Here is a 25,918-nt window from a genome sequence, read left to right as displayed (position 1 = left end):
GCACCGATATCTTTATCTACTCGTTCGATTTGCTCCGGATTTCTTGCAAAATCATTTCGATCGTCTCTTCGATACCTTGTACGCCGATGTCGCCTTGTCCGCGTTTCCTTACCGAACAGGCGCGGGCATCTCTTTCGTTGTCGCCGACAACGAGCATATAAGGCACTTTTTGCAGCTGCGCTTCACGAATTTTGTAGCCGAGCTTCTCGCCTCGAACATCCGCTTCCGCGCGGATGCCGGCCCTTTGCAGCTGCTTTCGCACCGCGAGCGCGTAATCCGCCTGCGCATCGGATACCGGTACGACCACGGCCTGCACCGGCGAGAGCCATAACGGGAAAGCACCCGAATAATGCTCCGTCAGAATGCCGATAAACCGGTCGACAGACCCGTAAACAGCCCGGTGAATGACGACGGGACGATGTTTTTGGCTATCTTCCCCTACATAGGACAGATCGAATTTTTCCGGCATTTGAAAATCCAGCTGAATCGTCCCGCACTGCCAGCTTCTCTTGAGCGCGTCATAAATGTGGAAGTCGATCTTCGGTCCATAGAAGGCGCCATCTCCCTCGTTCAGTCTGTAGGCGATTCCTTGGGACTCCAGCACGTTCCGCAGAGATGTCTCCGCTTGCTCCCACAGCTCATCCGATCCCATCGAATCCTCCGGACGCGTAGACAGCTCGATTCGATATTCAAAGCCAAAGACGTTATACATCCGGTCAATCAAGGAGATTACCTTGGCAATCTCTTCCTCGATTTGACTGGGGAGGACAAACAAATGGGCGTCGTCCTGGCAAAACGTTCTGACCCGCATCATCCCGTTCAGCGCTCCGGAAAACTCATGCCGATGCACCTGACCGAACTCGGAGAGGCGAATCGGAAGCTCGCGGTACGAATGAAGGTCATTCTTATAGATCAGCATATGGCCCGGGCAGTTCATCGGCTTGAGCGCAAAGGCCGCTTCATCCACATTCGTGAAATACATATTATCTTTATAATGATCCCAGTGTCCCGACTGCTCCCATAGCCGCCTGTTCATCATGAGCGGCGTGCGCACTTCCTCATAATCGGCCTCGCTCTGCAGCTCCCGGGAGAAAGCCTCCAGCTCGTTACGGACGATCATGCCCTTAGGCAAATAGAAAGGCATGCCGGGCGCCTCCTCGGAGAACATGAACAAACCGAGCTCTTTGCCAAGCTTCCGGTGATCGCGCTTCTTCGCTTCCTCCAGCCGGTGCAGATGTTCCTCCAGCTGCGATTTTTTCGGGAACGCCGTTCCATAAATGCGCTGAAGCATCCGGTTGTTCGAATCTCCCCGCCAATAGGCGCCGGCCACGCTTAACAGTTTGAACGCTTTGATTCGCCCCGTCGACGGCAAGTGAGGCCCGCGGCACAGGTCCAAAAACTCACCCTGATCGTATAAGCTGAGAACCGCCTCCTCCGGCAAATCGCGGATAAGCTCCAGCTTAAGCGGATCCTCCAGCTCGCTGAAAATACGCACCGCCTCGGGCCGGCTGACCTCGCGCCGAAGGATAGGCAGATCCTCTTGCGCGATCCGCTCCATCTCCTTCTCGATACGGTTCAAATCGTCTGATGATATAGGGGATACCAGATCGACGTCGTAGTAAAAACCGTCCTCGATTACCGGCCCGATGCCGAGTTTGACCGCTTTCTGCCCATATATCCGTTTGAGCGCCTGCGCCAAAAGATGAGCCGTGCTGTGGCGGTATACCGCAAGACCGTCTTCGCTGTCGAGCGTGACGATCTCCGTCTTCGCGCCTTCATACAGCGGGGCGTTCAAATCGACAAGCTTTCCGTCCGTTTTGCCGGCCACCGCGTTCTTGCGCAGCCCCGGGCTGATCGCTTCCGCAAGCTGTGCCAGCGTCGTTCCCGCCGCCACCTTCTTAACGCTGTTGTCCGGCAGTATAACGCTAATCTCATTTTGGTTCTCCATAGTAATTCCTCCTAATCATTTTAAATGTAAAAAACAAAAAAACGCAGCCCGTCCCGTAAGGGACGAGTGCGTTTAAACCCGTGGTTCCACCCTGATTCGACCCGCCGTTATGCACGGCGAATCCTCAGCCATCCGGTAACGGAGATGAGCCGTCGATCGATACTGGACGCTGGCGGACCGCCGGCTGCCTTCGCCGACCGCCCTCATGCGCCGTTCCCCATCAAAGCTACAAAGCGGTAAATCGGCCGGGCTGACGGAAGGGGCTTTCAGCTTGAACCCCTCTCTCTGTACCGCGCTTAGGCTGACTCATGTCTCTGATTATAGCTATCGCTTATGCTTCTTGCTGATCCTGCGATTTGTTGCGGATGTCGTCCGCGATCATCGCGATGGTCGCTTCCACGCTGTGGGCGCCGATATCGCCTTGGCCGCGTTTGCGGACGGAGAACGTGCCGTTCGTCACTTCGTTCTCGCCGATGACGAGCATGTACGGGATTTTCTCAAGCTGCGCCTCGCGGATTTTGTAGCCGAGCTTCTCGTTGCGCACGTCCGCTTCTACGCGGATACCCGCAAGCTGCAACTGCTCTCTAAGCTCGTTCGCCTTGGCTTCGAAAGCCGGCGAAACCGGGATGATGCGCGCCTGCTCGGGCGACAGCCAGGTCGGCAGCGCCCCCGCAAAGTTCTCCAGCAAATAAGCGGTCATCCGCTCCATCGTGCTGATGATGCCGCGGTGAATGACGACCGGACGGTGTTTCTGGCCGTCGTCGCCGGTGTACTCGAGCTGGAACCGCTCAGGAAGCAGGAAGTCGATCTGTGCGGTGGACAGCGTTTCTTCTTTTTTCAAGGCAGTCTTGATCTGGACGTCAAGCTTAGGACCGTAGAACGCCGCTTCTCCTTCCGCCTCGTAGAACGGCAAGTCGAGCTCCTCTACGACCTCGCGCAGCATGCGCTGTGCGGTTTCCCACATTTCGTCGTTCTGGAAATATTTTTCCGTATCCTTCGGATCGCGGTACGATAGACGGAAGCGGTATTCCTTGATGCCAAAATCCTCGTATACTTGACGAATCAGCTTGACGACGCGGCCGAATTCTTCCTTGATCTGATCCAGACGGCAGAAAATATGAGCGTCGTTCAGCGTCATTGCCCGTACGCGGTGAAGGCCCGTCAAAGCGCCGGACATTTCGTAGCGATGCATCGTGCCGAGCTCCGCGATCCGTACAGGCAGGTCGCGATAGCTGCGCATTTCGCTCTTGTACACCATCATATGGTGAGGACAGTTCATCGGACGAAGTACGAGTTCTTCGTTATCCAGCGTCATTTTCGGGAACATATCCTCTTGGTAGTGCTCCCAGTGACCCGAAATTTTGTACAGCTCGACGTTCGCCAGCACCGGCGTGTACACGTGCTGGTAGCCGAGTCTTTCCTCCAGGTCCACGATATAGCGTTCCATCGTACGGCGGATTTTCGCGCCGGCCGGCAGCCATAGCGGAAGTCCTTGCCCGACCTCGCGGGAGAACGTGAACGTCTTCAGCTCTTTGCCGAGCTTGCGGTGATCGCGCTTTTTGGCTTCTTCAAGCAAGTGAAGGTGCTCGTCAAGCTGCGCTTTTTTCGGGAAAGCCGTACCGTAAATACGCTGCAGCATTTTGTTCTTGGAGTCGCCGCGCCAGTAAGCGCCCGCTACGCTAAGCAGCTTGAAGGCTTTGATCCGTCCGGTCGACGGCAAGTGCGGCCCCCGGCACAGGTCGAAAAACTCGCCCTGATCGTAAATCGTAATAACCGAATCCGCAGGCAAATCGCGAATGAGCTCCAGCTTAAGCGGATCCTCGAGCTCGCTGAAAATGCGTACCGCTTCTTCACGGCTAACCTCTCGGCGGGAAATCGCGACATTTTCCTGCGTAATTTTTTCCATTTCTTTCTCAATGCGGCTCAAGTCGTCGGAAGAAAGCGGCGTCTCCAGATCGATGTCGTAGTAAAAGCCGTCCTCGATGACCGGCCCGATGCCGAGCTTTACCGTTTTCTCGCCGAAAATACGTTTAATGGCCTGCGCCATCAAGTGCGCGGTGCTGTGACGGTATACTTCAAGCCCGTCCTCGCTGTCGAGCGTGATGATTTCGACTTTCGCGTCTTCCTGCAGCGCCGTGTTCAGGTCGACCACCTTGCCGTTTACTTTGCCCGCGATCGCGTTTTTCTTCAGCCCGGAGCTGATCGATCCCGCTATATCCTCGATTGTGGTTCCTTGCGCATACTCGCGTACCGCGCCATCCGGTAATGTTACGTTTACTGCCATTTGTGATCAGCCTTCCCTTGACGTATTGTTATTTTTGAACGCAAAAAAAACGCATCTCTCCCACTAGGGACGAGTGCGTTCAGCTCGTGGTTCCACCCTACTTCGACCGCTCTCCGCCGGCATGAAGCCGAAACGAGACAAGCAAATCCTCAGGCATCCGATATCGGGAATGACCCGTCGGCATGTACTGATCGGTCGGCAAATGGTCGTTCAACAAAATGTATGAACGTTCATTTAGAGCGACGACGTTCCAAGCCAAGGCTACAAAGGGGTAAATTCGTCCGGTTTACGTAAGAAGCTTGCAGCCATGGCTTCCTTCTCTGGGCCGGTTCCGTACGAACTCATGTCTTCGATAATCGCCTAACTTGTTAATTTACGTCTATTATAAACAGGCCGGCAGCGCCGGTCAAGGGGACAGCTGATCCTGTTTGCTGCGTTCGCCAAGCAGCGGCTTGCAAACCCGGCAATAATTGCATAATTTGGCGCGGTCCTCGAATATTTGCACGATCGTCCGGATTACCGGTACGTCCGGCTCGCGCGTATGGATATAGATGTGCTGCGGCGCAACCGTAATAAGCGTGCTAACGATTAAATCCTCGAAATTAAAGTCGGAATCCAGCCATTCCACGGACAGCGTTTCATCGATGTCGTCGGCCGTAATCGGCACCATTTGTTCATTCAGAATAACGAATTCGTTGCCGCCCTTGTGCATCAAGTGGGCTTCCGGAATTTTGGTATCCTGGATAAAAACGAAATATTTAAGCAAAGAAATGAATTCCTGATATTGCTTATCCATCAAATATTCGTCAACCGCATATTCAACGATCTCGCGCAGCTCCTCCAAATAGCTTTGCAGCCGGAATTGAAGAAGGCCATGTACGTTAATCTTGCCGCTTTCCTTCAGGAAACCGCTGATTTCGTGGGCGATAAGCTGCTCTCTCCGCTGACGGCTGTGGTCGGTCGTGAGCTCGGGATCGTCTTCGGCGCCGATCATGCCCCCGCAGTATTGCATGATTTTGGCAATTTCCTCTTCGTCCTCATAAGCAAAATCCGCCATAATGATGCTGCGGAGCAGCTCTTGTTCCTCTTCCTGCACAATATAAGCGGCAATTGCCGAGCCGATTTTGTCCCGGATGATCGTTCGAAACGTCTGGTTCCATGCGGTTTTCGCCGGACGCTCGCAGCGGATTTGCGCAAATTCACCGAAGTGCTCCGCTTCTAGGCGGATTTTGCCGGCGTACGCCTTCAGCAGGCGCTCAACATGGGCTTGAAGCGCACTTGCCGAATGCTCCTTTGAAGCCATTACCGTTATCGTAATCCCGTCCATATGCTCACTCCCCTCGCTAAAGCCATTTGTCGTGCGAGTCGTTTCCTTACAAGTATATGGTTTAACAAAAGCAGATATACAAGGAACCGCTTCGGAAAAAGGAGCCATCTGCACGTCCTCTAAATGTCGCTTCTCCCCCCTGTCCGGCAAATTAAAGGTTGACATGAAAAGCATTTCATAGCTTAGGATGAGGAAAGGGAAAAGAAAAAAAGGGGGTACTGCGAATGGACAAGAAGATCGTTTTTTTCGATATTGACGGCACGCTGCTGAACGACAGGAACGAAATTCCGGAATCGACGAAGAAAGCCGTTCGGGCCCTTCAGGATAAAGGGATCGCAACCGCCATAGCAACGGGCCGGACGCCTGCCATGTTCGAGTGGGTCAGGGAAGAGCTCGGCATTCATTCCTTCGTATCCATCAATGGGCAATATGTCGTTCATGACGGGAAGCCGGTCTATGCCAATCCGATCGATCCAGGCACGCTTGAGGAGCTCGTGAGCCTTACTTCCGCAAGCGGCCATGCACTGGCTACTTGTAACGAAAGCAAGGTCAGAGCGCTCGCCGCCGAACACCCGCACATCCGCAACAGCTTCGCAGCGATCAATCTGCCGCATCCGCCGGTCGATCCTTCGTTTCATCGGAACGAACCGGTTTATCAAGGGTATCTGTTTATCAACCGCGAGGAGCAGGCCTTATATGATCAAACGTTCCCGCAGCTTCGCTTCGTCCGCTGGCATGAGTTTGCGGTAGACGTTCTTCCCGCAGATAGCTCGAAAGCGGTCGGCATCGAGCAGATGCTTCGCATACTGGGCATTCGGAACGAGAATTGCTTTGCGTTCGGGGACGGCTTGAACGACGTGGAAATGCTGGCATCCGCCGGCGTCGGCATCGCGATGGGCAATGCGGTTCATGAGGCTAAAAACGCCGCCAATCTGGTTACCGCATCCAGCTCGGAGGACGGGATTTGGAAAGGGCTGCACCTGGTAGGATTGCTGGGGTCGTAGGTCTGTGAAAAGCAAAAAAACTGCGCAGCAAGGGTTTCCTTGCCGCGTAGTTTTTTCGTATGCGTCCGTTGCAGTCGCCGACGTTTCCTACTTTCTCGAACGATGTCCGCTTAGACGTCTGCCCATGATTGTTACCCTTCGGGTAAGCTGCTTGCATGCCGTCGTTACTTCACGCCTTTATCTAATTCTTTCACCATTTCCGCTACGGAAAGGAGTCCGCCGCCGGACAGGTACCAGTAGTTCGGATCAAGGTACACGATATGTCCGTCCTTGAAGGCGTTCGTTTTCTTCACGAGCTCGTTCTCGACGGTTTTCTTCGCGCTCGATTCGCCGCCTACGGCCGCCGTACGGTCGACGACAAACAGGTAATCCGGGTTTTTCTCCAAAATGTATTCCGGAGAAATCGGATCTCCGTGCGTGGACACCTTGATGTTCGCATCGGCCGGCTTAAAGCCGATCACGTCGTGGATGATGCCGAAACGGGAACCTGCGCCGTATGCGCTCAGGCTGCCTTCGTTGGCGAGGACGATCAGCGCGTTTTTATTCATCGCTTTTACTTTGTCCGAGAGCGACTTGACCGATGCCGACACCTTCGCCAGCTCCTCTTCGACCGCTTTCTCCTTGCCGAAAATCGTGCCCAAAATCTTCGTGTTTTCCGTGTAAGAATCCATGTACTTGGTGGTATCGACGCCCAGGAAGACGGTTGGCGCGATCTTCTTCAGCTCGTCGTAAGCGGTTTGCTGCCTGCCCGAAATGATGATCAGCTCCGGCTTCAGCGCGTTGATTTTCTCGAAATCCGGCTCCGTTAGGCTGCCTGTATTTTTATATTTCGACTCTTTGTATTTGCTCAAGTATGGCGGAATGTTCGCCTGCGGTACGCCCGTGACTTCTACGCCCAGCTTGTCGAGCGAGTCGAGAATGCCGAAGTCGAATACGACGACGTTCTTCGGATTGGTTTTGACCTTCGTTTCGCCAAGCTTATGCTTGATCGTCACTTCGGCAGGCGCTTGAGAAGGGGCGGTCGATGCCGCAGCCGACGGACTCGGGCTTCCTGCCGCGTTGCTCGCCGGCGTCTCGCTTTTACCTGCGCCGCACGCGGACGTCGCAAGGGCTACAATCAGAGTCAATACGGGTAACATCAGCTTCTTCTTCATTTCCATTCACCTCATAAGAAAATTTTGATATAGGCTGAAACGTTGCTTCATCAAGTGAAATAAATGCAAATCTTATGGTCGTCGACCGTTTCGATGTGGATATCCATATCGTAGATGTCCAGCAGGACGTCGGGATCGATGATTTCCTCCGTTGGCCCGTCCTTGACGACACGCCCGTCTTTGAGCGCCACGATATGGTCGGAGTAGCAGGAAGCAAAATTGATGTCGTGCAGCACGAGTACGATCGTTTTGCCCAGCTCGTCGACAAGACGGCGCAGCACCTTCATGATTTGCACCGAATGCTTCATGTCGAGATTGTTTAACGGCTCGTCGAGCAAAATATATTCGGTATCCTGCGCAAGCACCATGGCTATGTAAGCCCTTTGCCTCTGGCCGCCGCTCAGCTGATCGAGGAACTTGTGCTGCATCGATTCCAGATCCATGTAAGCGATCGCCTCGTCGACCCGTCTCCAGTCCTCGTCATTGAGCCGTCCCTGCGAATACGGGAAGCGGCCGAAGCTGACCAGCTCCCTTACGGACAGCCGGATATTGATATGATTCGTTTGCTTCAGAATCGAGATCGTTTTGGCAAGCTCCTGGCTTTTGGTTTCGAAAACGTTCTTGCCGTCAATAAAGATGTCGCCGCTGTCCTTCGGAATAAGACGGCTGATCATCGAGAGCAGCGTGCTTTTGCCCGCTCCGTTCGGCCCGATGAAGGAGGTGATTTTGCCCTTTCCGACCTTCAAGCTCACATGATCGACTACGTTTTTGCCGCCGTATGTTTTGGAAACGTTCTTGACCTCTACCACGCTTTTCTCTCCTTCAGCAGAAGATACAGAAAGTACACGCCGCCGACAAAATTGATGATGACGCTGATCGTTGTCGAGAAAGTAAAGATCCTTTCGACGATGAGCTGTCCGCCGACAAGCGCAATGATGCCAATCAGGATGGAGCCGATGATGAGAATGCCGTGCCGGTATGTCTGGAACATTTGATAGGCGACGTTCACGACCAGCAAGCCGAGGAACGTAATCGGCCCGACAAGCGCGGTAGCGATCGAGATGAAGACGGCAACGGCGATCAGCAGCCTTTTTACTACATAATCATAAGGAACGCCCAGATTGGTCGCCTGATCTCTTCCTAACGAAATGACATTCAAATATTTGATAAACCTCAAGCAGTACAAAGTCGTTAGCAGCAGCCCGGCAATCGATATCTTCAGCAGGCCCGTCTGGATGTTATTGAAGCTGGCGAACATTTTGGACTGTACGACCTGGAATTCGACCGGATCGATCAGCACCTCCATGAACGTCGACAAGCTGCCGAACAACGAGCCGAAAATGATGCCGACGAGCAGCAGGTAATAAATGTTTTGCCCTTCCCTGCGAAACAGCCATTTGAAAAGCAGAAGCGCAAACACGATCATCAGCCCGACGGAAAAGACGAAATTCAAGTTCTTGTTCACGACCGCAATGTTCATCGATCCGTAGAAAAAAATGATGAATGTCTGCAGCAGCATATACAGCGAGTCCAAGCCGATGATGCTGGGCGTCAAAATACGGTTGTTCGTAATCGTCTGAAATACGACGGTCGAGAAGGCGATGGCGGCGCCCGTTACGGCTATTGCGAGAATTTTCACGCCTCTTTTCGGCAGAACGTAGCTCCAGTTTCCTCCGGCGTTAATGAACATGAACAGGGCGATCAGGGCTAGTGCGAGAACGGCCAGAAGACTTAGCTTGACTTTATGATTCATGTGCCTTTCTCCTCATCAACAAATAAAGAAAGATCGCGCTGCCGAATACGCCTACGGTTAGTCCGATCGGAACCTCGTAAGGAAAAATGATCACGCGGCCAAAAATGTCGCAAGCCAGCACGAAGATCGCCCCGAGCAGCGCCGTATGCGCCAAGCTCTTCTTCAGATGGTCGCCCTGATAAATCGTCACGATATTCGGGATGATCAGCCCGAGGAACGGAATCATGCCTACGGTCAGCAGCACGACGGCGGTTACCATCGCCACGATGACGAGGCCGATATTGACGACCTGCCGGTACTTCAGCCCCAGGTTGACGGAGAAATCCTCCCCCATTCCGGCAATCGTGAACCGGTTCGCGTACAGGTAAGCGACGATCATGAGCGGAATGCTGATGTACAGCAGCTCGTAGCGTCCTTTGAGAATCATCGAGAAATCGCCCTGCAGCCAAGATGAAATGTTCTGGATCAAGTCCTTCCGGTAAGCGAAGAAGGTCGTGATCGAACCGACGACGTTGCCGAACATCAGTCCGACCAACGGAATGAAAATCGTATCCTTGAACTTGATTTTGTCCAATATTTTCATGAACAGCCAGGTGCCGGCGAGCGCGAATACGAACGCGACGATCATCTTCTGCATCGGGCTGGCCGACGTGAATAGGAGCATGGCGACGAGCACGCCGAACCGGGCCGAATCCATCGTTCCGGCCGTCGACGGGGATACGAATTTGTTGCGCGTCAGCTGTTGCATGATGAGACCCGCAATGCTCATGCTCACCCCGGCGATGAGGATGCTGATCAAACGCGGGATGCGGCTGATCGTCAAAATATCCATCTGCTCTTCGCTCAAGTGAAACATATCGCGGGGCGAAATGTTTTTCACGCCGATAAACAAGGATGCGACGGACAGGAGAATAAGCGCCGCGATCAAATATCTTTTTTTCATAGGCCTTCCTTATCCGTTCGGCTATATATAGTAAAGATAATCATTCTCACTAATTGGTCAAAAAAAATTACGCCTCGATAACCGTAAGCAGCTGTTCCGCCGGAATTCTCGGCTGCGCCGAAGGCACTTTGGCCGGGTATCCCACATGCAGGCTGCCGACGATTTTTTCCCCTTGCTGTATGCCAAGCGCTTCGCGGAAGGACGGCTCATGCAGCATCGGATACGTTTCCCAGACGAGACCGAGTCCTTGCTCCCAAGCAAGCAGGCTGAAATTATGAATGAGGCAGCTGGCGGATGCGTAATCCTCTTCCCGTACGACCGGATGAGAGTTCTCCTTCACGACTACAAGCAAGAACATCGGCACCGCCATCAGCTTATCGTAAAACTTTTGGCCGATTTCCTTGGCCTTCTCCGGATCCCGCTCCCGTCTCTCGTTGAGCGCGCGGCTGACCTCGGCGATCTTTTTCCGGCCGTCGCCATGTACGAGCACGAAGCGCCATGGCTGCGTCATTTTATGATTCGGTACCCAGACAGCGGTATTCAGCAAGCCTTTGACAAGCTCGACGGATACCGGACGATTTTCGAACATATGCACGGAACGGCGTTCCATCATGAGCTGAGAAAGTTCCATTTCAGTTCCTCCTATTCAGACCCTTCGCAATTGATAATCATTATCACTTTTATCTATTTTACACATATTCGCGCGGGCTGGAATGGACATTCTTTTTTTGGACATGGACTTTTCTAGCTAGGCTCGCCGCCGTGCATCAGCAGATTCACGAGTTGATCGATCATGTTTTCGTGTATGGAGGGGTTATAGAGGAGGGGTTCCTCGAATCGGATGAACCAAATTCTCGCAAGCGGGTTCCTCTTGAGCTCTCTCCATTGTTCGGTCAGCTCGCCGCATTCCTCCTCCGTCATGGCGTACGGCACCAGGAAAATCGCGTGGTCGCAAGCCAATCTGGCGATTTCGTCCAGCGCGGGGGAGTCCAGAAAGACGAGCTGCTTGACGTCGGCGGGGGGCGCGATTTGCAGCTCGTCGTAGAACAGATCGCTCATTTTCTTAACCTGCATGCCGAAGACGCGGTATATGCCCGTATGTTTTCCGATCACAAGGTAAGGTTCGTCCCGCAAATGCTTCCGGATATGGTAACGCGCATTCTCCGCTTTGATATCATAATAGGCAAGCCACCGTTCGGCGACCGTCGGAATGCCGATTTTGTCGCTGATGAGCGCGAGCCGCTCCTTCCAGTCTCTCCCCTTCCATTTGAATACGTAAACGGGAGCGATTCGGGATAGAGCACGATGCACGTCTTCCGACACGGGCGGGGTCATAATCAATTCCGGCTGACTGAGCTCGATCTGCTTGATATACGGCTCCGGATCGTCCATCCAGCCTCGCTTTAGCGAGAGGACCGGCGTAATGCCGAGCACGGCCAAATCCCCCTGAAAAACGGGAGACAAATTGGCGATCCGGATTTTGGCGTAATTGATATATTCGGTGGGCGAGATGCCCATATGCTTCTTGAACAGTCTGCTGAAATAAAGCTCGTCGGGGTAGCCCACGGCATGCGCAACCTCCATGATCGTATCCGGCGCGCTCGCGAGCAGGCGAAGCGACTCGTTCAGCCTTACGGTCGTAATGAATTTATGCGGGGTCAGCCCCGTATGCGTGCGGAACGCTTGGTAAAAACGGCTGACGCTAACGCCGGACATGCGCGCAAGCTCTTCCATATCCATAGCCGTAGTATAACGGGTGAGCATCGTTTGCTTCATTTGTTCCACATATTCGGTCAGGCCATCTTCGACCGCGTTTCTCGGCTTGCCGGCGGCAGACACCCATGCGTGCGCCATCGCGTAGAGATGGGCCTGTAGCAGAAAATAATAAGCAGGCTCCCGATTCCCGTCGTCGGCTAGAAAGTCCTGTATCCAGTTGCGGATATGGGGAATTTTGAAGGTGCGAAGACCGTAACCGAGCGGTCTGCCGGCCGGCGCTTGCTCCGAGGCTCCCTCCCACTGAAAACGGATCAGCACGACGTGGGAAGCATGTCCCTCCCGGTTCTGAATCGAACATCGGCAGCCTGCCGGAACGAAAAACAATTCGCCTGCCGCCGCGTTTCCCGCCCGCTGCGCTTGATCGTCTTTCAGCGTCACCTTCACGCTTTCTTTGCGGACGAAACCGAATACGGCGTACTCGCTCGATTCTATGTGCACGCTTTGGCGATTATCGATTTTATGTTCATGGGTATCCGTATAGCGCAGTGTCAACCAATCGAAACGTCGAGGCGAATCCATTTGATTTACTCCCTCCTATTGGGAAGACCCCTACAATTATACATGATAATGATAATCCGTCTCAATAATCGTTTCCCCCCTTTCTCCTCGAACTTGTTGCAAAACGTACAACATATCGTTCATCCAACCCCCTTTTGACGCTAAAATGTTGTAAAATCTGCAACGCTGCGTACGACAATCTCTATAGAGAGCCTGGCGAAAAGGATTTGCTCGATGGATTTACTTCGATAAAGGGCAATTTATGAATGGAAAAAACCGCCGAAATCCGGCGGTTCTTTTCAAGAGATATTTGAATGAAATGGATTATTTCTCAATGACAATGCCGTTCAGCGTAAGGTTGACCGGGTTGGCGATCGTATCGCCCACCGGGCATGTCCGCTCCAGGAATTGGATGAATTCTTCGACTTGCTCTTTAGGCGAATCGGTTTTGATATGGAACGTGTAGCGAATATCGGAGTACCCGCGACGCACGTCGGATTTGTTCAAGAAGCCGTCCGTATCCAGATCGCCTTCCACTTCCACGCGGAAATCCTCAAGATTGATATTGAACTTCTTCGCATAAGCCCGAGCCACGATCGACTGACAAGATCCCAGTGCGCAGAGTACCGCTTCAACGGGATTCATCGCCGTATCCGTTCCTCCCAAGCTTTTCGGCTCATCGATCATCATTTCAAAATTTCTGGAAGTCGCCTTGACCACGAGCCCCTTCTGTAAATGGGCGGACGCTTTAAATGTTTCAACAGGCATGGTACACACTCCTCTAGTTTAATAACGGACTAGTGTTAGGATACCATATTCTTCCGCGGTTCGACATCCTTTGACAAGGAAAATCGGAGGTAAAGTGAAACGGAACATCCCAGTCCTCAATCCAAAATCCACTTCTCGCTACTAGAAGGCTCGGGTGACTGAATAAACGCTCGATCCCCCCGAAACCAACCGACATGCTCTTTCCCGTTGCGGCTGTATTGGATTTTGTAATGTTTACCAAACCGCCTATGAATGGGCAGGAAAGGCGTGCTCTCCGAATCGACTTCTTCTATATGGATAATGCGTCCGCCAATCGATTCTATGTACTTCTTCATTTCCAAATCGTCCTTCTGATTTCCTGCCGTAACGATCATGATCGCCTTTTCCGAACAAGAGCAGCATGTGCGAATACTCCATTCCTGCTTGTTTAACCGACTCAAACCAAAAACAACGCTTATCCATATTAATCCCGACCGGATTAATCATAGACAAGCGTTGTCATCCAAAAGGCTAATTCCTTCTAGTTCTGCATCACAAAATCTTTCTCGATCGACGACTCCTCGTCGAACACCCGCAAAATTTCGTAGCGCGTGTTGCGCTGCGCCGGGATTTTGCCCGCTTCGCGGATGAGGCGCAGGATGCTCTCGATGTTGACCTTATGCGTCGTGCCCGCCGCCGATACGACGTTCTCTTCGATCATTGTGCTGCCGAAGTCGTTGCAGCCGTAAGACAGCGTCTGCTTGCCGACCTCCGGCCCCATCGTCACCCAGGAGGCTTGGAAGTTCGGTACGTTATCCAGCATGATGCGGCTGATCGCCAGCGTCTTCAAATATTCCTCCGGCGAAACCGGATCGGCCTTCATGTTCGTGTTCTCCGACTGGAACGTCCATGGGATGAAGGCAAGGAAGCCCGGCGTATTGTAGCCGTGAATCTTCACGTCGTCCTGGGCGTCGCGGACGCGGAGCATGTGCAGCGCGCGCTCCTCGAACGACTCGCCGAAGCCGATGACCATCGTGGCGGTCGTGCTCATGCCGATTTTGTGGGCGGTCTGCATGACATCCATCCAATCGCGCCACGAGCCCTTGAGCCGGCTGATTTTGCGGCGCGTACGGTCGTCGAGAATTTCCCCGCCGCCGCCCGGCAGCGAGTCCAGTCCCGCTTCATGGATTTGACGGACGACTTCCTCCAGCGACAAACCGTTCGAAACTTCTTTCATCTTCATAATCTCCGCAGGGGAGAACGAATGCATTTGAATCGTAAAGCGCTTCTTGATTTCTTTGAGCAGATCGGTATAGTACGTAAACGGCAAATCCGGATTCGTGCCGCCCTGCATCAAAATTTCCGTGCCGCCAACGTCGATCGTTTCCTGGATTTTGCGGAAAATCGTTTCGTTGTCGAGCACATAGCCCTCTTTATTGCCCGGCGCCCGGTAGAAAGCACAGAACCGGCAATAGACGTCGCAAATGTTCGTATAGTTAATGTTCCGTCCGACGACGAAGGTCGCAATCGGATCCGGATGCCATTTGAGCATAATCTGGTTGGCGGTGTCGCCTATTTTCTCGATCTGGTCGGACTCGAACAGCGTGACGCATTCCTCCACATCGATGCGGCGGCCGGACAACGCTTTATTTAAAATGCGGTCGATCGGTTTCATTCTTTCCCCACTCCCTTACTTCGTTTCAGAACGCAGCGATTAACACTATACCGCTATCGTACCACAAACGGCCGGGAGTTTCATTACCGGAATAGGCTTCCAACAAGGCGGTAGCCCGAGTCCATAATCGTTAACCTATTCTCGTCAGCGGATATAAGAGATTTATTTCCCTTGCTCGAGAAAGGCGTCCAACCTCTCCTTTTGCAGAAGGTGATGGCGAAAATGCATGCCGACTAGTGCGAACCACTCCTTGGCGTTCAATGCTCCGAGACGGGGATGCGGAACCTTATGCTCCTCGGGTACAGCGTCAAGCGCCGGCTCCAGCTCTACCATGCGGCGAATGACTTGCCTGATGCCGTCAATAAGCTGCTCTTTGCTTTCAGGCTGAGGAGGGGTGTACGCTGCGGAAGCCGGCACTTGAATCTTGATCGGGGGAAAGCCGCCCAGGGCGAAGACCGCGGCTCCTTCTGCGGTTTTCTCGGCCGCATGCCGAGCGCCAGGCTCGAACTGGTTTTGACATGTTTCCACATGGCGAAGCTGCATGAACAGCGCCGAGTTGATCAAATGGACGTACATTTGTCCGAGCGACCATTCCTGCTCGTTCGGCTGGCGGGTAAGCTGCTCCAAGTCATAGCGGTCTAGCTCCCGAATATAGTGTTCGGCAATTTCCTCTAGGCGTTGCAGCGATTGTTTCGTATCGGTCATAGTAAGTCTCCTTTCGGTTTATGATCCCTACTATACAAAAAAGCTACTGACAACAGGATGTCAGTAGCGTTCCAGCATGCTTTCGATTTCTTGACGAACCCGCTGCTTCAGCGCCTCGGGCTCCAGCACAACCGCCCCGGCCCCCCAGCCGAGCAGCCAGGCCAGCACTTCCTCGTGTCTGCGGACCCGAAGCGTAACGATCAAGCCTTCGGCCGACGGCTCCACCGCTTCCTTATAAAAAAAGCTGTCTTCCTTCAGCTTACCGGACAGCTCGGGACGCATCAAAACCCGTACAATCATGCTGCGGTCGTCAACCGGCTTGTACGTACTTAAATGAAAGTCCGCCGGGCGCGTAAATCTTGCATCCAAGAGCGTCAACTCGCTAATGCGATTCACCCGAAAATGGCGGAGCTCCTGCCGCAGCTGACAAAACGCGAGCATCGCCCATGAGCCGTTTGCATAGACCAGTCCGTACGGGTTCACCGTGCGGACGCTTTCCCGCTTGCCGTCAGCGCGGGGGACGATATACCGAAAGCGTACCTGCCGTTCTTCCAGTACCGCGCGGCGCAGCAGAGCCAGCTCCTCTGCTTGGCTTGGCACGCTTTCGGGCAATCCGGCGGCAAGCAGCTTCATACCGGCTCTATTCCGTTCCGTCTCCCGGCGTACGGGCTCCGGCAAGACCGCTTCGAGCTTTCTTTTGGACGACTCGCCTTTGCCGGGATGGCCTGCGTTCAAATACCGCTTCACGAAATCGAGACCGAGCAGCAGCTCCGTCGCTTCATCCGTCGTAAAGCTAACCGGCGGCAAAAAATAGCCTTCGATCAAGGAATAGCCCTGACCCGGGGCGCCCACGACGGGGACTCCCGCTTCGCTCAAAGCTTGAACATCGCGATAGATCGTTCTAACGCTGGTCTCGAAAGCAGCGGCCAAATCCTCCGCACGCCGCATGCCTTTACGCTGCAATTCCAGCACGATCGCGAGCATCCTGTCGGTTTTGTTCATGGGCGACCGTCCGCTTATGCGCTGCTGGCCTGCAAATGACGGATGACCTTTTCCTTGGCGCCTGCGTAATGGCGTTCCCTGCTGTCCCCGCTCGGCATCGGCTCCGGTCTGGCGAAATAGTAGCCTTGGCCCATATGCACGTCATTCCGAAACAGCACATTCGCTTCTTCCTCGCGCTCGACGCCCTCCGCAATAATTCTGCAGTTGACCGCCTTGGCAAAAAACACGAGCGCCTGCAGCAGCGTTTGCTTCACGGAGGCGCTGTCGATATTTTGGATGACGGATCGGTCGATCTTGATCATATCGGGCGTCAGCTCCGTTATCGATTGAAGGCTGGAATAGCCCGCCCCGGCGTCATCCACGGCAAAACGAAAGCCATGCGCGCGGTATGCCGCGACAATCGCCGCCATCTGCGTAAAGTCGTTCACCGCCTGCCGTTCCGTTATCTCAAAAATAATCTGCTGCGGCGAGATTTGCGGATAGGCCTGCATCCATTCGAGAATACGCTCCAGCAGCCGAGGGTCGCCAAGCGTAACCGGCGTAATGTTGATAAACACCTGCTCCTGAATGTGCCGTTCCGCGATTTCGTTCAGCGCCTTCTTGATGACGAGCGCTTCGATCTCGGTCAGCTGATTGGCTTCATGAGCGAGCGCAAACAGATCGGTCGGGGCATGCAGCGGCGAATGTCTCGGACCGCGGGACAGCAGCTCCCAGCCGAACACCTCGCCGGTTCGCAAGCACATGATCGGCTGCGTCACGACGGATATCGACTCGTTCCGGATAATGTCCATAAGAAGCTCGCGGTGCAGGGCAAAATGGGTCGACACTCGCTTGGTCGCGATTGCCGTCGCATGGTCGAATGCCGACAGCATCGCCTCCTGCATGTCTACCGTCTCGTTGTCGATCAGGACGGCGCCCGTACCAAAAGCGAGAAGAGAATGGCTGCCGGACTGTTTTATCATCGTCTCTTCCAGCCTGCGGGTCATCGCGGACAATTCGAAATGAATGTGATCATAGTCCGCATCTTGGCGAAAACGGACGAACACCGCAATATCGCCGGCGCGCAGAGACTTCATCCCGAGGATGTCTTCTTCACGCAAGAAACGGCGTACGGTATGCTCGAACAGAGCCTGAAGCTTCAAATAAAAGACGCGTTCGTCTTCTGCCGAGGCGGCGTTTAGGAATGGCGCCTGCTCCAAGTGGAACAAGAAGAGCGCGCATCTGTTCCCGTTCAAGCGGTTCCGATGCACGAGCGATAAAATGGGATCCCGGAGCGTGAAGGCAGGAGGGAAATATTTCAACGAACGGCTCGGCAGCGCGAGCTTCGTAATCGTCTTCAAGCGTTTCTTCCATTTAAGCAGAGACTTTACATCCAGCAAGCCGATTTGCCTCCCCGAGTCGCAAGATTAACCGAATCGTGATGCCCATCCCTATTCCGTACAGCGTACCGCCGTCTTCTGATGATGGAAAGTTACACGAAAGCCGCGAAATAGTCGGAAATGCCCAGCATTTCTCCCTTATGCGCGGCCTGTCACCGTTTTTCTACTAGTTTAGCACAGGGAAGGAATAAAACAAGCGACTTCGGGCCCATCCTTCTCATTTTTTAAACGTCGTTCAAATAATAAAAAGAAGTACGGCACCCTTCCCAGCGCATACGTCACCGCCGCGCTTCGAAAACTGCCGCACCAAGAGAAATCCCTTATTCAAGCTCCGCTTTTGCCGCGTCGAACGCTTGCGTCAAATCCGCAATCAGATCGTCCACGTGCTCGATGCCGACGGAAAAACGGAGCAATCTGTCGTCTACTCCTACCGCACGGCGAATGTCTTCCGGAATGTCCGCATGCGTCTGCACCGCCGGATAGGTCATGAGCGACTCCACGCCGCCCAGGCTCTCCGCGAAGGCGATTAACCGGATATGGCGCAAGATCGGCTCGATCGTACGGGCGTCCTTCATCTTGAAGGAGAAGATGCCCGTATTGCCAGAGGATTGCCGGTTCTGCACGCCGTAGCCCGGATGATCCGGCAGCGCGGGGTAGAACACCTCGGCGACCATAGGATGACCAAGCAAAAACTCCGCGATTTGCGTGGCATTGAACTGGTGACGCTCCATGCGAAGAGCCAGCGTTTTCATGCCCCGCATAAGCAGCCACGAATCCTGCGGACCGAGCACCGCACCGATCGAATTGTGCAGGAAAGCCATCTGCTCGGAAAGCTCTTTGCCTTTCGTGACGATCAGACCGGCGAGCACATCGTTGTGGCCGCCCAAATATTTCGTCGCGCTGTGAATGATCACATCGGCGCCAAGCTCGATCGGACGCTGCAGGAAAGGCGTCAGCAACGTGTTGTCGACGATCGTCAGCAGACCGTGCGTTTTGGCCCATGCGGTAACTTTCTCGATATCCGTAATCATCATCAGCGGATTGGTCGGCGTCTCGATCAGCACCGCTTTCGTCGACGGACGGCGGTTAGCCTCCAGCGCATCCAGATCGTCCGTATCCACGTATGTCGCCGTCACGCCGAAACGGGACATGATCTTTTCCAGCAGCCGGTAAGTTCCGCCATAGAGATCGAGCGATACGAGCAAATGGTCGCCTTGGCTGAACAATGCGAATATCGTTTGCAGGGCGGCCATCCCGGAGCTGCAGGCAAACCCGGCATCCCCGCTCTCGAGGTCGGCGATCGCCTGCTCCAGAATCGTGCGGGTCGGGCTTTTGGTCCGCGCGTAATCGAAGCCTGTGCTTTGTCCAAGCTGGGGATGACGGAAAGCGGTTGCTTGATAAACGGGAAAACTGACGGCTCCGGTTACCGGCTCGGAAACGGAGCCGATCTGCGCCAAACGGCTTTCAATTTTCATTTAGAAGTAATCCTCCCAGATCGTTTCGGCTGAAACGCAAGATGAACGCTTTAATCCTATCGGGAAAGCAGAATTTATGTCTACAAGTGATCCGCTTGCGGAAGCAAGCGGATCTGGAGCGGACGTCCGTAACGTTGCCGCTTCTTGCGATTCTCGGTTTCTTACAGGTTCCAGGACCAGTCGTAAGGCGTTTCCTGATATACATAATAATTCAACCAGTTGGAAAACAGCAAGTTCGCGTGCGCTCTCCATTGCGATTTTGGCAGCCTCGAAGGATCATCCTTAGGGAAGTAGTTTCTCGGCAGCGCGATCTCCATCCCTTTGTTGACGTCGCGATCATACTCCCATTTCAAGGTAAGCGGATCGTATTCCGAATGACCGGTCACGAAAATATGTTTGCCGTCCTTCGTGGCGACCAGATAAACGCCGGACTCGTCGGACTCGGACAAGATGTCCACGCCCTCGAGCTTCTCGATATCCTCGCGGCGAACCTCCGTATGACGGGATTGCGGTACGAAGAACATTTCGTCGAAGCCGCGGAGCAGCTTCACATTGCTTTGATTGACCGTATGCGGGAAAACGCCGAAAACCTTTTCGTCCAGCGTATATTTCGGTACGCCGAAGTGGTGGAACAAGCCTGCCTGCGCCGCCCAACAGATGTGCAGGGTCGACGTCACGTTCGTTTTGCTCCATTCCATAATTTGCTTCAGTTCTTCCCAGTAGTTGACCTCTTCAAACTCAAGCGTCTCCACCGGCGCTCCGGTAATGATCATTCCGTCAAAGCGTTCGTTCTTGACGTCGTCGAACGTCTTGTAGAACGTCTCCAAGTGCTCGGCCGACGTGTTTTTGGATGTGTGCGTTTTGGGATGCAGCAGAACGAATTCGACCTGGAGAGGCGTATTGCCCAGCAAACGCAAAATTTGCGTTTCCGTCGTTTCCTTCGTCGGCATCAAATTCAGAATCGCAATGCGAAGCGGGCGAATGTCCTGATGAAAAGCGACGCTTTCATCCATGACGAAGATGTTCTCGCTCGCCAGCACTTCCTTGGCGGGCAAATTGTCGGGAATTTTGATCGGCATGAAGCTTCACTCCTTTGGTAAAAATAGTCTTGGATAAACATCGCGCCTGTAAGCCGCGCGTTTACCGCGAAACCGAACGACAACAAAGCCTCCGAGGGCTAAAAAGCGGGAGAAAGAACATAAAAAGACCTTTCTCCACGCATGAGAAAGGCCATAGCAAACGCAACATGTCCTCTCTCATCTGTCAGGAAGCGTAAAACGCTCCTGCAAGAATTAGCACCGTGCATCCTGCCGCAAAGCAAGGATGTCGGTTGCCGGGTATCATCGGGCTAGTCCCTCAACCTACTCTTGATAAGAGTAACTGCATTATTCAATTAAAAGGTATGCTTTTAATGTAAAGGAAATCGCGGTCATCGTCAAGTGGCTGATCTAAGCAATTGGTCCAGGGAAACGATCGGACCGGAACCCTTCGATATGCCGTGCCATACTCTATGTTAAGAATGCAAGGCCTATCTTGATGGAAACATGCCGGAGATGTATACTATTCGAGTGATTCATCACAAGAAAGAAAGGAAGTGTCGATCGGATGGACGGAGACCGACCCCGTGGGTGCGTCAATAACCGCATACGGGCAATTCGTGAGAGCAGTCGGATACCCGGCATCTGTCGACATGCGTTGACATAGGAAGTGCCGGCTGTTCTCGCCAACTTTTGCAAGGGGTGCTGGTTCCTTGTACCTTTTTGCGCCAATAAGGAGAGTGAGAACATGAAGGCACGATTGGTTCAGAACGGCCAGTTCACGATTATCGATGAGGTGGCTGAAACGCTTGTACCGCCGGAAACCGGCTTTTATTGGATCGATGCGGCTACCGAGGATTTGGAACTGCTGCAATCGCTGTTTCACCTGCATGACCTGGCTGTCGAAGACTGCCTGAGCGAGGAAGAGCAGCGGCCCAAAATCGAACTGTACGATTCGCACTATTTTATCGTTATCAATAGCATCCGGTTTGACGACGAGGAAATTTTTCTGCGCGGACTGAACATTTTTCTAGGGAAGCATTTCATCATTACCGTTACGCGTCAGAGAATCAATGAAATCCGTACGCTCAAGCCGATTCTGTGGGACGAGGAAGTCAATTCCCCGGACCGCTTCCTTTACCATCTGGTCGACCTTGTCGTCGATAATTATTTGAGCGTCGGCGACCGGATCGAGAACAAGATCGAGAAGCTTGAGGAAGACATCCTCATGCATACGAAGAAATCGCATCTGAACGAAATTATCGGACTGCGAAGCGAAATTTTATGGCTGAAGAAGGTGCTGGGCCCGCAAAAGGACCTTGTCGCCACGCTGCACAAGAAAGAACTCCGGCTGATCAACAATCAGCTGCAAAAATATTTCGGCGACATCTACGAGAACGCCGTAAAAATCGCCGAGACCTTCGATACGTACCGGGATCTGATGGGCAACTTGCGAGAGGCTTACCAGTCTAGCCTGTCCAATCGGGCGAACGAAATCATGCGCGTGTTTACCGCGCTGACGACGATATTCATGCCGCTGACGTTCATCACTGGCATCTACGGAATGAACTTCGACTACTTGCCCGGCAAGGAATTTCCGGGCGGAGAATTTATCGTAATCGGCGGCATGATCGTCGTCGGCCTTTCGATGTTTTACTTGTTTCGCAAAAAGGATTGGTTATAATAGCTTCGGCATAAGCGCAGCGTCTCGGACCGTTAAGGTTCGAGGCGTTTTTTGGTATTTGCGGCATGATGCAGCCCGCCTTGACGATCTAAAAGGTATTTCGATCGGTAAGGAGCTCAGGGCTTGTCTTAAGGAAATACAGCGTCAAGCGCGAACGGCCGCCTTCTCTTTGCGGAGCTTCAGACGAATGAAGCGCAGGCGCTCGTACAAGACGCCGGTTCCGGCCTCGTTCAAGCGCTCGGGCGAGTAGAGCCGCTGCAGCACCGGCTTCAGAAAGCGGTCGCCCAGCTCGGCGAACAACAGTTCGGCTTCCATCTTTTCGTTCTCCGGCATCATCTTCAGCTCCCGGTCCACGAGCAGCTCGACATCGTAGCCGTCCTTATCCAACTGCTCTATGGCGGCCACCAAGTCCATCCTGCTCAGAGAGGTTTTTTCGACCAGTACGTCGAGAGTGGCGCCCTGATCGATCCCCTCAAGCAGCTTGCGGCGGGTCTGGCGCTTCTGCTCGTCCTGCTGATCCTTCAGCTCCTGCTGCCGGTCCAGCCACTCGTCCAACTGCTTCTGCTCCACCGCTCCTTCCACCCAGTCGAGCGGAAAACCGGTATTCCTGTCGAACGTGCCGGTGATCGCCAGAATCGCTTCGCCATACAGCTTCAAGCGGTTTCCTCCGAAGCCGGGGAGCTGAAGCAGCTCTTCTTCCGTATGCGGAAAGAAAGACGCGATCATATAGAGGAGCCGGTTTCCTGCTATGATGAACGGCGCTTTCGCCTCCTTCGCAGCCTGCTCCCGACGCCAGTCGCGCAATTTGGCGAACAGCTCCGCATTGGCGTGACGTTCGCTGTAGCAATGCAGGATCGCTGTCGCTCTGGCGGAAGCGGATTGGCGCCGGTTGACGCGGCCGTCATCGATTAAGGGCACGAAGCCCTGGTCGATCTGGTCGCGGAGCCTTGTCCGGAATTGCGACAGCATGTCGTTCCATGCGTTTCCCTCGTACCAAACCTGCTGCTTCCCCCTGCCGTCTTCCTTCGGCTCGTGCCAGACGACCATCCAGCTGCCCTGATGCTCGCTGATTGACACCTGCGCCTTGCTGACGACGGATTCGTCCGTTTTCTTTTCCAGGCTGTTCATGAAAATAAGGTTCATCATTGCTCCTCCTCATGCGTTTCCGGGAAACGCCCTTTTTTATGGCAAGCGCAGGCTGCTATTCCCGACGCTCGTTTCAGGCAACCAAGAGAAGGCTCCGATTCCTGTTACACTAGAGCCGTATCTCATGATGATCCAGAAAGCCGAATACGGACATCCCCCTTCTGAATCACAAAAAAAAGCACCCCTCCTGCTGCAGCAAGAGAGGTGCTTCCCCGTTCCCTGATATTACCTGAATTGTAGCACAGGATACATAGACTGGCAAGCATCATTCCATTTTTTTAATGCTGCCCTTCGGCAAAACGGTTTCCAAACCGCCCCGCTTTTGTGTTAAACTGAACGGTATCATGGAAGGAATGGATGTGAGCAAGGCGATGGACGTCAATGAATTTGATTTTTTATACGATACGAGCGAGGAAACCAAGACGCGTTTCGTCTCCTTCGTCGGCGATAGCATGAAGCGGTTTGATTTGGCTATTACGTCTTCGAACCGGTTTTACGGCAAACAACTGGTAACGGATATCCAAATGGGCAAAACGGCTATCATCGGTCCTGACGATTTGGCTGCAGAAGGCTACCTGGAGTACGTGTTCAAGCTCACGGAAGAAGAAGCGGCTGAATTGACCTCTTTTCTCGAACAAGTTGTCGGTACGGTCAACTTTACCGATATTTAAGTCCAATCCTTAAAAAAGCCTTCATTCGTACCGCTCATAATGCCGGTGCGAACGGAGGCTTTCCCTTTGTTTTTTTGGAACCCCCTGCGGTACATAAAAGGAATCCCAGCCGGGTAAAATGGAGGTAACCCCTCGTCCGGACTGGCTTTCTCTTTAGCTGCGGCAGTCCCTCCGGCGAGCATCCATGGAAGCGATCATGAATTTTATTCCGCCTAAAGGAGGGAGTTCGGTGTCCGATTTCCTTAAAGAAGACAAGCAGCCCACCGCGGACCTTGCCACCGTGGAATCACAGCGCAACGATCTGGTTCCGGAGGAATTTCCGGAAGGACCCTACGGCTCCGAACTCGTGAGTGAATCGCTTGGCAAAAGCACGCCATGGCGCGATACCCAGCGCCCGCTAAGCGCATTTACGTACGAAAACCGCGATTTTCACGCCGGCCTGCCCCGCGTGCATCCGGGCGATCACGACCTGCATGACGAAGCAGGCGAATAAGAGCCTTTGGCGTCATCTATTTTCGCGTTTTCCCGAGTTACGCGGAAATAGCGGTCTCTAGCGTCGTCTATTCGCCTCAGGTAGGCACCTGAGGCCAGTTTCCAGCCGAATAAGAGCCTTTGGCGTCGCTTATTTTCGCGTTTTTCCGGATTTTCGCGGAAATAGCGGTCTCTAGCGTCGTCTAAACGCCTCAGGCAGGCACACCGCTACCGGTTTCCTAGCCCTGAAACGCGATCCGCCTCTCCCATTCAAAAAAGACCTCTCAACCCGGCTTTACAGCCGAATCGGGAGGTCTCTTTTGCGTTTAGCGGACATGGCTCAGCTTATCGGGATTGACGACGATATAAACCGCCATTATGCGCTCTCGCTCGGTCCCGAAAGAGAGAACGCCCGCCGGTTGACCGCCCGCATACGTTACGATGCCCAGGAGGCCGTTGACCTCGGTTAGTCTAAACGAGAAATCGTCGGGCGCTTTAGCCAAAATGCCGGCCATAAAGCGGATAACCCGTTCGGCGCCGAGTATCGGATGAACGGCAGCCGTCACCTTGCCGCCTCCGTCGGAATACAGCGTCGCATCGGCTGCCAGCACCTGCATCATCATGCCGACGTCGCCTGCGGCCAGCGCGCTTACGAACTTCTCGACCAGTCCGGCAGCCTGCTCCCGAATCCGCGGACTATCCGCCTCGTCCGTTCTCGCCAGTCCGCGTTTGGCCCGGTGAAAGATTTGCCGGCAGTTCGTCGAGCTCTTGCCGACGATTTCCGCGATCTCATCGTACTCATACTGCATCACCTCCCGCAGCAGGAAGACGGCACGCTCCACGGAGGTCAGCTGCTGCAGCAGAAGCAAATAAGCGGTAGATACGGATTCCTTCCGCAGGTAGCGGCGCACCGGATCGCCGTCAGGCTCCTCTCCGCCCACTACGGGCTCCGGCAGCCATGGCCCGATATAAACCTCGCGCTGCTTGCTCGCCGAACGCAGCCGGTCCAGGCAGCGGTTTGTGACGATTTTGCACAAATACGACTTCTGGCTCCGAACGTGCTCCGGAGCCGCGCCATTCAACGCGATGAACGCCTCCTGCACGATATCCTCCGCGTCCATTACGCTCCCGAGCATCCGATAAGCAAGCGAAAACAGCAGCGTCTTGTATTTTACATAGAGCTCTTCCGCCTTCATGATCTCTTCCATACGCACACCTCGTTTGGTCTTATGCAAACAG

The 25,918-nt window shown here is 53.7% G+C and carries 23 protein-coding genes and 1 riboswitch; of the genes, 4 read left to right on the top strand and 19 right to left on the bottom strand.

Features of this window, described 5'->3' with window-relative positions; genetic code table 11:
• Positions 1–16: 16 nt before the first annotated feature.
• The 3 genes from thrS (ACKGJP_RS06640) to ytxC form a co-directional block, all read right to left on the bottom strand.
• The gene (thrS, locus tag ACKGJP_RS06640; protein WP_409344882.1) at positions 17–1,948 is read right to left on the bottom strand and encodes a threonine--tRNA ligase; all 1,932 of its coding nucleotides are present in this window, start codon (positions 1,946–1,948) and stop codon (positions 17–19) included.
• Positions 1,949–2,279: 331 nt separating this feature from the next.
• Positions 2,280–4,232, bottom strand: a complete 1,953-nt coding sequence (gene thrS, locus ACKGJP_RS06635; RefSeq protein ID WP_409344881.1) for a threonine--tRNA ligase — start codon at positions 4,230–4,232, stop codon at positions 2,280–2,282.
• A gap of 406 nt (positions 4,233–4,638) precedes the next feature.
• Positions 4,639–5,559, bottom strand: a complete 921-nt coding sequence (ytxC, locus tag ACKGJP_RS06630; protein ID WP_409344880.1) for a sporulation protein YtxC — start codon at positions 5,557–5,559, stop codon at positions 4,639–4,641.
• A gap of 224 nt (positions 5,560–5,783) precedes the next feature.
• On the opposite strand from ytxC, the gene ACKGJP_RS06625 reads away from it, so the two are divergent.
• Positions 5,784–6,563 (top strand): Cof-type HAD-IIB family hydrolase, encoded by a 780-nt coding sequence (locus tag ACKGJP_RS06625; protein WP_409344879.1) that lies wholly within the window; start codon positions 5,784–5,786, stop codon positions 6,561–6,563.
• Between the two features lie 164 nt (positions 6,564–6,727).
• Here ACKGJP_RS06625 and ACKGJP_RS06620 read toward each other — a convergent pair whose 3' ends face one another.
• The 14 genes from ACKGJP_RS06620 to metA all read right to left on the bottom strand — a co-directional run bounded on the left by ACKGJP_RS06620 (position 6,728) and on the right by metA (position 20,749).
• Entirely contained in the window at positions 6,728–7,717 is a 990-nt protein-coding gene (locus ACKGJP_RS06620; protein WP_409344878.1) for a siderophore ABC transporter substrate-binding protein, read from the bottom strand.
• Positions 7,718–7,767: 50 nt separating this feature from the next.
• Positions 7,768–8,526: an ABC transporter ATP-binding protein gene (locus tag ACKGJP_RS06615; RefSeq protein ID WP_409344877.1), complete on the bottom strand. Its 759-nt coding sequence runs from the start codon at positions 8,524–8,526 to the stop codon at positions 7,768–7,770.
• Positions 8,520–9,470: an iron chelate uptake ABC transporter family permease subunit gene (locus ACKGJP_RS06610; protein ID WP_409344876.1), complete on the bottom strand. Its 951-nt coding sequence runs from the start codon at positions 9,468–9,470 to the stop codon at positions 8,520–8,522. The genes ACKGJP_RS06615 and ACKGJP_RS06610 overlap by 7 nt, the downstream gene beginning before the upstream one ends.
• Complete coding sequence (locus ACKGJP_RS06605) at positions 9,460–10,413, bottom strand: ABC transporter permease (RefSeq protein ID WP_409344875.1); 954 nt, start codon at positions 10,411–10,413, stop codon at positions 9,460–9,462. The genes ACKGJP_RS06610 and ACKGJP_RS06605 overlap by 11 nt, the downstream gene beginning before the upstream one ends.
• Before the next feature lie 67 nt (positions 10,414–10,480).
• Complete coding sequence (locus ACKGJP_RS06600) at positions 10,481–11,044, bottom strand: nitroreductase (RefSeq protein ID WP_409344874.1); 564 nt, start codon at positions 11,042–11,044, stop codon at positions 10,481–10,483.
• Positions 11,045–11,157: 113 nt separating this feature from the next.
• Positions 11,158–12,708: a helix-turn-helix domain-containing protein gene (locus ACKGJP_RS06595; protein WP_409344873.1), complete on the bottom strand. Its 1,551-nt coding sequence runs from the start codon at positions 12,706–12,708 to the stop codon at positions 11,158–11,160.
• A gap of 303 nt (positions 12,709–13,011) precedes the next feature.
• Entirely contained in the window at positions 13,012–13,455 is a 444-nt protein-coding gene (locus ACKGJP_RS06590; RefSeq protein WP_409344872.1) for an OsmC family protein, read from the bottom strand.
• A gap of 116 nt (positions 13,456–13,571) precedes the next feature.
• Complete coding sequence (locus ACKGJP_RS06585; protein ID WP_409344871.1) at positions 13,572–13,829, bottom strand: hypothetical protein; 258 nt, start codon at positions 13,827–13,829, stop codon at positions 13,572–13,574.
• 146 nt (positions 13,830–13,975) lie between these two features.
• Positions 13,976–15,109 carry a cyclic dehypoxanthinyl futalosine synthase gene (gene mqnC, locus ACKGJP_RS06580; protein WP_409344870.1) on the bottom strand — a complete coding sequence of 378 codons (1,134 nt, stop codon included), beginning with the start codon at positions 15,107–15,109 and terminating at the stop codon, positions 13,976–13,978.
• Positions 15,110–15,271: 162 nt separating this feature from the next.
• Complete coding sequence (locus tag ACKGJP_RS06575) at positions 15,272–15,814, bottom strand: DinB family protein (protein ID WP_409344869.1); 543 nt, start codon at positions 15,812–15,814, stop codon at positions 15,272–15,274.
• Positions 15,815–15,874: 60 nt separating this feature from the next.
• Positions 15,875–16,816: a helix-turn-helix transcriptional regulator gene (locus ACKGJP_RS06570; protein WP_409344868.1), complete on the bottom strand. Its 942-nt coding sequence runs from the start codon at positions 16,814–16,816 to the stop codon at positions 15,875–15,877.
• A 14-nt stretch (positions 16,817–16,830) separates the two neighbouring features.
• Positions 16,831–18,195, bottom strand: coding sequence for an EAL domain-containing protein (locus ACKGJP_RS06565; protein ID WP_409344867.1), 1,365 nt, complete (start codon positions 18,193–18,195; stop codon positions 16,831–16,833).
• Positions 18,196–18,515: 320 nt separating this feature from the next.
• On the bottom strand, positions 18,516–19,670 hold the full coding sequence (locus tag ACKGJP_RS06560) for a PLP-dependent transferase (protein ID WP_409344866.1): 1,155 nt from the start codon (positions 19,668–19,670) through the stop codon (positions 18,516–18,518).
• Positions 19,671–19,831: 161 nt separating this feature from the next.
• Positions 19,832–20,749 carry a homoserine O-succinyltransferase gene (gene metA, locus ACKGJP_RS06555; protein ID WP_409344865.1) on the bottom strand — a complete coding sequence of 306 codons (918 nt, stop codon included), beginning with the start codon at positions 20,747–20,749 and terminating at the stop codon, positions 19,832–19,834.
• Positions 20,750–20,923: 174 nt separating this feature from the next.
• Positions 20,924–21,047, bottom strand: a riboswitch (SAM riboswitch).
• Between the two features lie 408 nt (positions 21,048–21,455).
• On the opposite strand from metA, the gene corA reads away from it, so the two are divergent.
• On the top strand, positions 21,456–22,391 hold the full coding sequence (gene corA / locus ACKGJP_RS06550; protein ID WP_409344864.1) for a magnesium/cobalt transporter CorA: 936 nt from the start codon (positions 21,456–21,458) through the stop codon (positions 22,389–22,391).
• A gap of 144 nt (positions 22,392–22,535) precedes the next feature.
• Here the strand turns inward: corA and ACKGJP_RS06545 are convergent, their stop codons facing one another.
• Positions 22,536–23,537, bottom strand: a complete 1,002-nt coding sequence (locus ACKGJP_RS06545; RefSeq protein WP_409344863.1) for an HRDC domain-containing protein — start codon at positions 23,535–23,537, stop codon at positions 22,536–22,538.
• A gap of 371 nt (positions 23,538–23,908) precedes the next feature.
• Here ACKGJP_RS06545 and ACKGJP_RS06540 point away from each other — a divergent pair, with 371 nt between their 5' ends.
• Both ACKGJP_RS06540 and ACKGJP_RS06535 read left to right on the top strand, forming a co-directional pair.
• Positions 23,909–24,208, top strand: coding sequence for a DUF3055 domain-containing protein (locus ACKGJP_RS06540; protein ID WP_409347090.1), 300 nt, complete (start codon positions 23,909–23,911; stop codon positions 24,206–24,208).
• 184 nt (positions 24,209–24,392) lie between these two features.
• Entirely contained in the window at positions 24,393–24,701 is a 309-nt protein-coding gene (locus ACKGJP_RS06535) for a hypothetical protein (protein ID WP_409344862.1), read from the top strand.
• Between the two features lie 304 nt (positions 24,702–25,005).
• On the opposite strand, the gene ACKGJP_RS06530 is transcribed toward ACKGJP_RS06535, so the two are convergent.
• Positions 25,006–25,875: an RNA polymerase sigma-70 factor gene (locus ACKGJP_RS06530; RefSeq protein WP_409347089.1), complete on the bottom strand. Its 870-nt coding sequence runs from the start codon at positions 25,873–25,875 to the stop codon at positions 25,006–25,008.
• Positions 25,876–25,918 lie beyond the last annotated feature (43 nt).

The organism is Paenibacillus litoralis, from assembly GCF_046244365.1.
Taxonomy (GTDB): Bacteria; Bacillota; Bacilli; order Paenibacillales; family NBRC-103111; genus Paenibacillus_V.
This window is presented reverse-complemented; position numbering and strand designations above follow the sequence as displayed.

Bases quoted from the DNA above. Each gene is read 5' to 3' on its own strand.
- thrS (WP_409344882.1), bottom strand. From the start codon at position 1,948: ATGGAGAACCAAAATGAGATTAGCGTTATACTGCCGGACAACAGCGTT.
- thrS (WP_409344881.1), bottom strand. From the start codon at position 4,232: ATGGCAGTAAACGTAACATTACCGGATGGCGCGGTACGCGAGTATGCG.
- ytxC (WP_409344880.1), bottom strand. From the start codon at position 5,559: ATGGACGGGATTACGATAACGGTAATGGCTTCAAAGGAGCATTCGGCA.
- ACKGJP_RS06625 (WP_409344879.1), top strand. From the start codon at position 5,784: ATGGACAAGAAGATCGTTTTTTTCGATATTGACGGCACGCTGCTGAAC.
- ACKGJP_RS06620 (WP_409344878.1), bottom strand. From the start codon at position 7,717: ATGAAGAAGAAGCTGATGTTACCCGTATTGACTCTGATTGTAGCCCTT.
- ACKGJP_RS06610 (WP_409344876.1), bottom strand. From the start codon at position 9,470: ATGAATCATAAAGTCAAGCTAAGTCTTCTGGCCGTTCTCGCACTAGCC.
- ACKGJP_RS06605 (WP_409344875.1), bottom strand. From the start codon at position 10,413: ATGAAAAAAAGATATTTGATCGCGGCGCTTATTCTCCTGTCCGTCGCA.
- ACKGJP_RS06600 (WP_409344874.1), bottom strand. From the start codon at position 11,044: ATGGAACTTTCTCAGCTCATGATGGAACGCCGTTCCGTGCATATGTTC.
- ACKGJP_RS06595 (WP_409344873.1), bottom strand. From the start codon at position 12,708: ATGGATTCGCCTCGACGTTTCGATTGGTTGACACTGCGCTATACGGAT.
- ACKGJP_RS06590 (WP_409344872.1), bottom strand. From the start codon at position 13,455: ATGCCTGTTGAAACATTTAAAGCGTCCGCCCATTTACAGAAGGGGCTC.
- ACKGJP_RS06585 (WP_409344871.1), bottom strand. From the start codon at position 13,829: ATGATCGTTACGGCAGGAAATCAGAAGGACGATTTGGAAATGAAGAAG.
- mqnC (WP_409344870.1), bottom strand. From the start codon at position 15,109: ATGAAACCGATCGACCGCATTTTAAATAAAGCGTTGTCCGGCCGCCGC.
- ACKGJP_RS06575 (WP_409344869.1), bottom strand. From the start codon at position 15,814: ATGACCGATACGAAACAATCGCTGCAACGCCTAGAGGAAATTGCCGAA.
- ACKGJP_RS06570 (WP_409344868.1), bottom strand. From the start codon at position 16,816: ATGAACAAAACCGACAGGATGCTCGCGATCGTGCTGGAATTGCAGCGT.
- ACKGJP_RS06560 (WP_409344866.1), bottom strand. From the start codon at position 19,670: ATGAAAATTGAAAGCCGTTTGGCGCAGATCGGCTCCGTTTCCGAGCCG.
- metA (WP_409344865.1), bottom strand. From the start codon at position 20,749: ATGCCGATCAAAATTCCCGACAATTTGCCCGCCAAGGAAGTGCTGGCG.
- corA (WP_409344864.1), top strand. From the start codon at position 21,456: ATGAAGGCACGATTGGTTCAGAACGGCCAGTTCACGATTATCGATGAG.
- ACKGJP_RS06545 (WP_409344863.1), bottom strand. From the start codon at position 23,537: ATGATGAACCTTATTTTCATGAACAGCCTGGAAAAGAAAACGGACGAA.
- ACKGJP_RS06540 (WP_409347090.1), top strand. From the start codon at position 23,909: ATGGACGTCAATGAATTTGATTTTTTATACGATACGAGCGAGGAAACC.
- ACKGJP_RS06535 (WP_409344862.1), top strand. From the start codon at position 24,393: ATGGAAGCGATCATGAATTTTATTCCGCCTAAAGGAGGGAGTTCGGTG.
- ACKGJP_RS06530 (WP_409347089.1), bottom strand. From the start codon at position 25,875: ATGAAGGCGGAAGAGCTCTATGTAAAATACAAGACGCTGCTGTTTTCG.